The sequence below is a fragment of the Hymenobacter agri genome (assembly GCF_054778495.1).
Genome location: NZ_BAAGZM010001185.1, coordinates 1 through 669 on the forward strand (window position 1 = coordinate 1; position 669 = coordinate 669).

Sequence of the window (669 nt, forward strand, 5' to 3'; positions counted from 1 at the left end):
CTCGGCCGCTTGTGGCACGAGCCCGCGCTGCGGCAGCAGCTGGTGGCGCAGGGCCGGGAGAATCTGGGCCGCTTCTCGTGGGCCCGCAGCGCCGAAGTGCTGTGGCAGGCGCTGGAAAAGGCAATGGGGGAGGAGTAGACGAAACCCGCCCCGGCCGTACTTTTGCGGCATGGCCCGCCAGCATCCCTACAACTTTGCCCACGTGCTGCTGCCGCAGCTGGCCTGGCGCCGCCCGGTAGCGGTGCGGCGCGAGCTGGCCGACCCTTACCTGGCTCGCGAGCTGCTGCTGTACGTGTGGGACAAGGCCGCCGAAAACGTGTCGCCTGCCGACCGCATCTCCAACAAAGGCCTGCGGCTTACCTGGCACGAAGTGGCTGGCCGCGCCACTGCGCTGCTGCATCTGCCTGCTCCCCAGGCTACTATGGAGGCGCATTTTTCGGCCTTGGTGTATGAGAGAGAAGAGGAGCCGGCCGAAAATGAAGCCGAGGAAACCCGCCCCCGCTACTTCACCCTCGAAGCCGCGCTGGGCCTGAGTGGCCCCACCGGCACGCCCACCGTGGTAGGCGAATGGGCCGGCGAAGTGCATCGCCACATTGGCCGGGGCCCCGCCGGCGGCCGCCCCGATACGGCCGAGGCCTTCCTCAACATACTGGCCACCGTGCTGGGCCC

Annotated in this window: 1 protein-coding gene; it reads left to right on the forward strand. The window is 68.8% G+C overall.

Annotated elements, in window-relative coordinates; all coding sequences use genetic code 11:
* Positions 1 to 169: 169 nt before the first annotated feature.
* The coding region (locus tag ACYVDE_RS25230; protein ID WP_460504262.1) for a hypothetical protein at positions 170 to 669 on the forward strand (500 nt) is incomplete at its 3' end.